This window comes from Agromyces binzhouensis (genome assembly GCF_004135055.1).
GTDB classification, from domain to species: domain Bacteria; phylum Actinomycetota; class Actinomycetes; order Actinomycetales; family Microbacteriaceae; genus Agromyces; species Agromyces binzhouensis.
Genome location: NZ_SDPL01000805.1, coordinates 1 through 588, shown reverse-complemented (window position 1 = coordinate 588; position 588 = coordinate 1). Strand labels below are relative to the sequence as shown.

Sequence of the window (588 nt, the reverse complement as noted above, 5' to 3'; positions counted from 1 at the left end):
GGCCGGCGGGGCGCTTCGCCAGGTCACGATCGCGCCCGAGCACGAGGGGGCGACCGCGGCGATCGCGCGACTGGTCGACGCCGACGTCGCCGTCGCCGTCGGCCACACGGGCGCCGACTTCGACACCGCGCTCCGCGCGTTCGACGCCGGCGCGTCGATCCTCACGCATGCGTTCAACGGCATGCGCGGCATCCACCACCGCGCGCCCGGCCCGGTCGTCGCCGCGATGCGCGCCGACCACGTGACGCTCGAGGTCATCGGCGACGGGGTGCACGTGCACCCCGACGTGGTGCGCCTGGCGTTCTCGGGCGCGTCGGGGCGGGTCGCGCTGGTGACCGACGCGATGGCCGCGACCGGGGCGTCCGACGGGGCGTACGTGCTCGGATCGCTCTCGGTCGACGTGCGCGACGGCGTCGCGCGACTCGCCGACACGGGCGCGATCGCCGGGTCGACCCTCACGCAGGACGAGGCGCTGCGACGCGCCGTCCTCGACTCGGGGATCCCGCTGCACGAGGCGGTCGGCGCGCTCACGGTCACCCCCGCGTCCGCGATCGGGCGTGCCGGCGACCTCGGCCGCCTCGACGTCGG

1 pseudogene is annotated in these 588 nt (G+C 76.9%); it reads left to right on the top strand.

What is annotated here, in order from left to right:
- A pseudogene (locus ESO86_RS19630) lies at window positions 1–588 on the top strand (N-acetylglucosamine-6-phosphate deacetylase); the annotation flags it as partial.